Annotated in this window: 6 protein-coding genes and 1 pseudogene; 5 read left to right on the top strand and 2 right to left on the bottom strand. The window is 56.8% G+C overall.

The features are described from left to right. Positions 1 to 106 precede the first annotated feature (106 nt). The 5 genes and pseudogenes from CPT76_RS14285 to CPT76_RS14265 all read left to right on the top strand — a co-directional run bounded on the left by CPT76_RS14285 (position 107) and on the right by CPT76_RS14265 (position 3705). The gene (locus CPT76_RS14285) at positions 107 to 619 is read left to right on the top strand and encodes a MerR family transcriptional regulator (RefSeq protein WP_105443379.1); all 513 of its coding nucleotides are present in this window, start codon (positions 107 to 109) and stop codon (positions 617 to 619) included. A gap of 2 nt (positions 620 to 621) precedes the next feature. Beyond that, a complete protein-coding gene (locus CPT76_RS14280; protein WP_105443378.1) occupies positions 622 to 1062 on the top strand; it encodes an SRPBCC family protein in 441 nt (146 codons plus the stop codon). Positions 1063 to 1273: 211 nt separating this feature from the next. Then, positions 1274 to 1921: a 5-oxoprolinase subunit PxpB gene (gene pxpB / locus CPT76_RS14275; RefSeq protein ID WP_105443377.1), complete on the top strand. Its 648-nt coding sequence runs from the start codon at positions 1274 to 1276 to the stop codon at positions 1919 to 1921. Continuing rightward, entirely contained in the window at positions 1918 to 2934 is a 1017-nt protein-coding gene (locus CPT76_RS14270) for a 5-oxoprolinase subunit C family protein (RefSeq protein WP_105443376.1), read from the top strand. The genes pxpB and CPT76_RS14270 overlap by 4 nt, the downstream gene beginning before the upstream one ends. Next, positions 2921 to 3705 (top strand): annotated as a pseudogene (locus CPT76_RS14265) (LamB/YcsF family protein). The gene CPT76_RS14270 and the pseudogene CPT76_RS14265 overlap by 14 nt, the downstream one beginning before the upstream one ends. A gap of 8 nt (positions 3706 to 3713) precedes the next feature. On the opposite strand, the gene CPT76_RS14260 reads toward CPT76_RS14265, so the two are convergent. Both CPT76_RS14260 and CPT76_RS14255 read right to left on the bottom strand, forming a co-directional pair. Further along, complete coding sequence (locus tag CPT76_RS14260; protein WP_105443375.1) at positions 3714 to 4388, bottom strand: hypothetical protein; 675 nt, start codon at positions 4386 to 4388, stop codon at positions 3714 to 3716. Next, on the bottom strand, positions 4333 to 4674 hold the full coding sequence (locus CPT76_RS14255; protein WP_181152847.1) for a TetR/AcrR family transcriptional regulator: 342 nt from the start codon (positions 4672 to 4674) through the stop codon (positions 4333 to 4335). The genes CPT76_RS14260 and CPT76_RS14255 overlap by 56 nt, the downstream gene beginning before the upstream one ends. Between the last annotated feature and the right edge of the window lie 50 nt (positions 4675 to 4724).

Below are 4724 nucleotides of genomic sequence, written 5' to 3'. Positions count from 1 at the left end.
GATGTCCGTCGGTTTTTTTTTTTTGTCTAATCCCTTGAACCTTACGCTACGTAATGTTTTATATTAGAGCTACCGGTACAAGTCTTCGCGAAGCAAGGGGATGATTATGAACACGCAGTGGAAGGTCGGGGAGCTGGCAGCCATGACGGGACTGACGATCCGGACGTTAAGGTACTACGATCAAATCGGTTTGTTTTCTCCGTCCGGGCATACCGAATCCGGTCACCGGATCTATAACGGGCAAGATTTGGCCAAATTGCAGCAAATATTGTCTCTGAAAGAGCTGGGATTGTCGCTGGATGAGGTCAAGGAAATCGTGGACGGGAACGAATTCAGCCCGCTCGACATTGTCCGGATCCAAATGGACCGCCTGAGAAGTACCATCCGGTTGCAGCAGCGGCTCCTGCAGGAGCTGGAGAACGTATCGGCTCTTCTGCAGCATGACCAAACATTGACGGTCAATGAGTTTACCGCACTGCTTGAAGTGATGAAGAAGAGCAAGGAAAAGTTCTTTTTGGAAAAACGGACAAGCATGGAGCGCAGCCTCGACCGGCTCGGGGAGGCGCTTGGGGAAAACCAGCCGGATCCAATAAATAGGAACAATCCAGGGAGGCCATAACCATGAATAACGAACGATCTGTCATTCACGAAACATTTGTTATTGAACGCAAGTATCAAGCAGCGCCGGCGAAGGTATTTTCGGCCTGGTCCGATCCCGAACTGAAGTCAGCCTGGTTTCCGAAAGCGGACAGCTTCGAGTTTAAGGCAGGGGGGCGCGAAGTCAATGCCGGCGGGCCTCCGGATGGGCCGGTGTTTACCTTTGATGCCGTCTACCAGGAGATCGCAGAGAACGAGCGGATCGTCTATACGTATACGTTGGATCAAGGCGACAACCGCATGTCCATCTCGGTCGTGTCGGTGCAGTTCCAGGCGTCGGGGCAGGGAACAAGATTGATTTATACCGAGCATGGTGCGTTTCTCGACGGACTGGATACAGTCTCGATGCGCGAGCACGGGACCAAGATTATGCTGGATAAGCTGGGCGAAGTCGTAGCTGAGTAGCCCGGTCAAGGTGGTCATTGCAAGATGCAGTACTGCATTCAGATTCAACAAGGTCGCCTCAGGGATCCTGAGGCGCCTTTTTTGCATTGAAGGGTCGGTCTTCAGTCTTCAGTTAGAAGTGCCACCGTGTAGAAAAAATCGAATGCATACCGCATGGACTCTGCTATCATATAGATGATGAGGCTTTATACATACAAAAGGAGGGGATTCCATGAACCGAGACGAAGCGTGCGTTCAGACGCTGACCCGCCGCATTGAGGCAAATCCCTTTCCAGGGTTTGTCGAATGTGTTCCGGCGTTTACGAGCGTGACCGTATTTTATGATCCGTTCGAGCTTGATTTACCGCTGCATGAGACCGGCCGGATGGATTATGTGCAGTCCCTTCTGGAAACTTATATGGCGGACATCCAGGGAACGCACGAAGCGGAGCCGGTGGTGATTGACATCCCGGTATGCTATGGAGGCGGGTTTGGCCCGGACTTAGAAGAAGTCGCATCCATCAACAACCTGACCACCCAGGATGTGGTCCGCATCCATACAGCTCAAGCCTATTTGGTCTATGCGGTGGGGTTTGCTCCCGGGTTCCCTTATTTGGGCGGGCTCGACGAACGGATCGCCGCGCCGCGTAAACCGTCGCCGCGGCTTGCCATTCCGGCCGGGTCGGTCGGAATCGCGGGGACGCAGACGGGAATCTACCCGGTGGAAACCCCGGGCGGCTGGCAGATCATCGGCCGGACGCCGCTTTCCCTGTTCAGGCCGGATCAGGATCCGCCCGCGCTGCTGCGGGGAGGGGAATATATCCGGTTCCGTCAGATTGACGCGGCGGAATACGAGCGGATCAAGGGGGCGCAGTCATGAGCATAACGGTCATAAAACCCGGTCTGATGGCGACGATCCAGGACTTGGGAAGAGTCGGCTACGGCAAGTATGGGATCATCGTCTCCGGCCCCATGGACCGGTTTGCGCACCGGACGGCCAATTGGCTGGTGGGCAACGATGAGGGCGACGCCCTCATCGAGGTGACCTGGTCGGGGATGTCCGTCCGCATGGAGCGGGAGATGTGGGTAGCCCTGACCGGAGGGGATTTTTCGCCGCAGATGGACGGTGTACCGGTTCCGATGTGGAGGCCCGTTTTTGTCCGAAAGGGCAGTACACTCACATTCACCGGACCGAAGTCAGGCTGCCGGACGTATTTGGCTGTTGCAGGAGGCATCGATGTGCCCGAGGTTCTTGGCAGCCGCAGCACGTATATCCGCGCCGGGATCGGCGGCATGAAGGGAAGGGCGCTGAAGGCAGGGGACATCATTCCAGTAGGGACCGGCAAAGGCCGGTTACGGCATCCATCCACAAAGGGAACGCAGCCTTTTGATGCGGTGAGGTGGGCGGTTCCGGCCTCGGAAAGGCCCGCTTACAGCGAGCACCCTTACGTGCGGATCGTACGCGGACCGCAATTCGGCGATTTCGACGATGCGAGCCGGCGCGCGCTGCTTGATCATAATTTCCGGATTACGCCCCAATCGGACCGGATGGGGTACCGGCTGGAAGGTCCGCGGCTGCAGCTTCACCGACCGCAGGAATACACATCGGAAGGAGTGACGATGGGGACCGTGCAGGTACCGTCCGATGGGCAGCCGATCATTCTGATGGCCGACCGCCAGACGCTCGGCGGCTATCCGAAGATCGCCCAGGTTGCCGGTGCGGACCTGCCGGTGGTTGCACAGACACCGCCCGGTTCAACCCTCCGTTTTAGGGAGATCAGTCAGACGGAAGCGGAACAATTATGGATGGATCAGGGCATACGGTTAAGGCGGCTTGCACGGATGATTGCCCTTAAATTAAAGGAGGACGGATGGCTAGATGGGTTGGATTGACTTGAACTGCGATATGGGGGAAGGATTCGGCGTATACCGGATCGGGGCCGACGAAGAGCTGATGGGGGAAATTACGTCCGCCAACATCGCCTGCGGATACCACGCCGGCGATCCCTCCGTCATGCGGAAGACGGTGAAGCTGGCTTTAAGCCGCGGGGTCGCCATCGGCGCGCATCCCGGTTTGCCGGATCTTGCCGGCTTCGGGAGAAGAAACATGGATATTTCGCCGGAGGAGGCCATGGATTTGGTGACGTACCAAATCGGCGCGCTGCAGGCGATTGCCAAACAGGAAGGCGGGCGCCTTCATCATGTCAAACCGCATGGCGCCCTGTACAACATGGCTGCGGTCTCCGTTCCCCTGGCGGATGCAATCGCCGAAGCTGTCTGCCGCACGGACGAGTCCCTGATTCTCTACGGCCTGGCAGGCAGCGAGCTGCTGGCTGCGGGGACAAGGTACGGGCTCACAACGTCCAGCGAAGTATTCGCCGACCGGACGTATCAGCCCGACGGCACGCTGACGCCCCGCAGGCTGCCTCACGCGCTCATCACAGGCTGCCTCACGCGCTCATCACGGACACCGATCAGGCGGTTCGGCAGGTGATTCGCATGGTGAAGGAAGGCAGGGTAACTTCCGCGGACGGAGCGGAGGTGAGCATTCAGGCTGACACGGTCTGCCTTCATGGCGACGGCGAGCATGCCACGGCCTTTGCCAGGGAGCTTCGGGCACGCCTGGAAGCGGAAGGCATTGGAGTCAGGCCTGCAGCAGTATGACTCTGTCATCAATAAAACCAAAAAAGACAGTCCGTCAGGCCCATTATGCCTGATCCGGACTGTCTTTTTGCAGTTCTGACCGCATGATTCAGCATGAGGCCCAGCTGCCTCACGTAAGGTCTCAGCTCGTCGACGGAATCCAGAAAGTTCGTATACACCCGGATCAAAGTCGCGTTCGGTTTATCCTGTTCCAGCTCCCCCCGAAGCAGGTCGATCACTTCCAGCAGCTCTTTCTGAATCCGCTCCGGCTGGGGCAGCTCTTGGACCTTTTGGGCAAAATACTGCAGAAACTCACCCAGGTTCGCCCGCCGGGTCGGAAGGTCCACCGGATTGATGTCGTTAAAATAGGCGCTCGACACCTTGAGAATCGGGACCGGCTCTTTATCGATCATGTCGCGGATGACCGCGTCCATCCGATCTACGCAAAACCGGGCCAGTTCCCCCATCGGGCAGGCGATGGCCGTTTGGACGGCATGGGACAAATATTCCCGCGACATGCCGCGGTAGATCGCCACGATATCCCCAAGATAAGGGGAGATGGAATCGCCGTATGCTTCGTAGAAGCAGTCGCGGTGCCACGTTAGAAACGCGGCGCGCTTTTTTTTCCATTCCACCTGGAAGTTATCGTTAGCGGTGATCGGCAGCTCTTTGAACTCGCTCGTAAAAAAGTGGTTTTCCAGCATGTATTGAAGCTGAAACTCGATCTTGCGCCGCAAAATTTCCTTCGGCGGGTCCCCCGCCAGCCGCAGCGAGCGATCCAGCTCCCGGGCTTGCTCGAACATCGTCCGGTGCACGAAGGTGAAAAACGCCGGTAAACAGGTCCTCTTTCGAAGGAAACACTTTATAAATGCTTCCCTTGGCCATGCCGCATGCTTCCGCAATGTCCTGCATGGAGGCGGCGAAATATCCTTTTTCCTTAAAAATACGCATTGCCGTATTGATAATCTGCTGCTTTTTGATTTGCTCCATCCTTACCACCCCTACACATTTTGACATGATGTCCGCTAAGGGTCAACAAA

This window comes from Paenibacillus sp. AR247 (assembly GCF_002968895.1).
In the GTDB taxonomy this organism is placed as follows: domain Bacteria; phylum Bacillota; class Bacilli; order Paenibacillales; family Paenibacillaceae; genus Paenibacillus_AQ; species Paenibacillus_AQ favisporus.
The sequence above is the reverse complement of the archived record's forward strand: the minus strand, read 5'-3'. Positions and strand labels throughout refer to the sequence as shown.

What these genes read in the sequence shown, in the direction of transcription:
- CPT76_RS14285 (WP_105443379.1), top strand. Translation starts at nt 107, where the DNA reads ATGAACACGCAGTGGAAGGTCGGGGAGCTGGCAGCCATGACGGGACTG.
- CPT76_RS14280 (WP_105443378.1), top strand. Translation starts at nt 622, where the DNA reads ATGAATAACGAACGATCTGTCATTCACGAAACATTTGTTATTGAACGC.
- pxpB (WP_105443377.1), top strand. Translation starts at nt 1,274, where the DNA reads ATGAACCGAGACGAAGCGTGCGTTCAGACGCTGACCCGCCGCATTGAG.
- CPT76_RS14270 (WP_105443376.1), top strand. Translation starts at nt 1,918, where the DNA reads ATGAGCATAACGGTCATAAAACCCGGTCTGATGGCGACGATCCAGGAC.
- CPT76_RS14260 (WP_105443375.1), bottom strand. Translation starts at nt 4,388, where the DNA reads ATGCTGGAAAACCACTTTTTTACGAGCGAGTTCAAAGAGCTGCCGATC.
- CPT76_RS14255 (WP_181152847.1), bottom strand. Translation starts at nt 4,674, where the DNA reads ATGGAGCAAATCAAAAAGCAGCAGATTATCAATACGGCAATGCGTATT.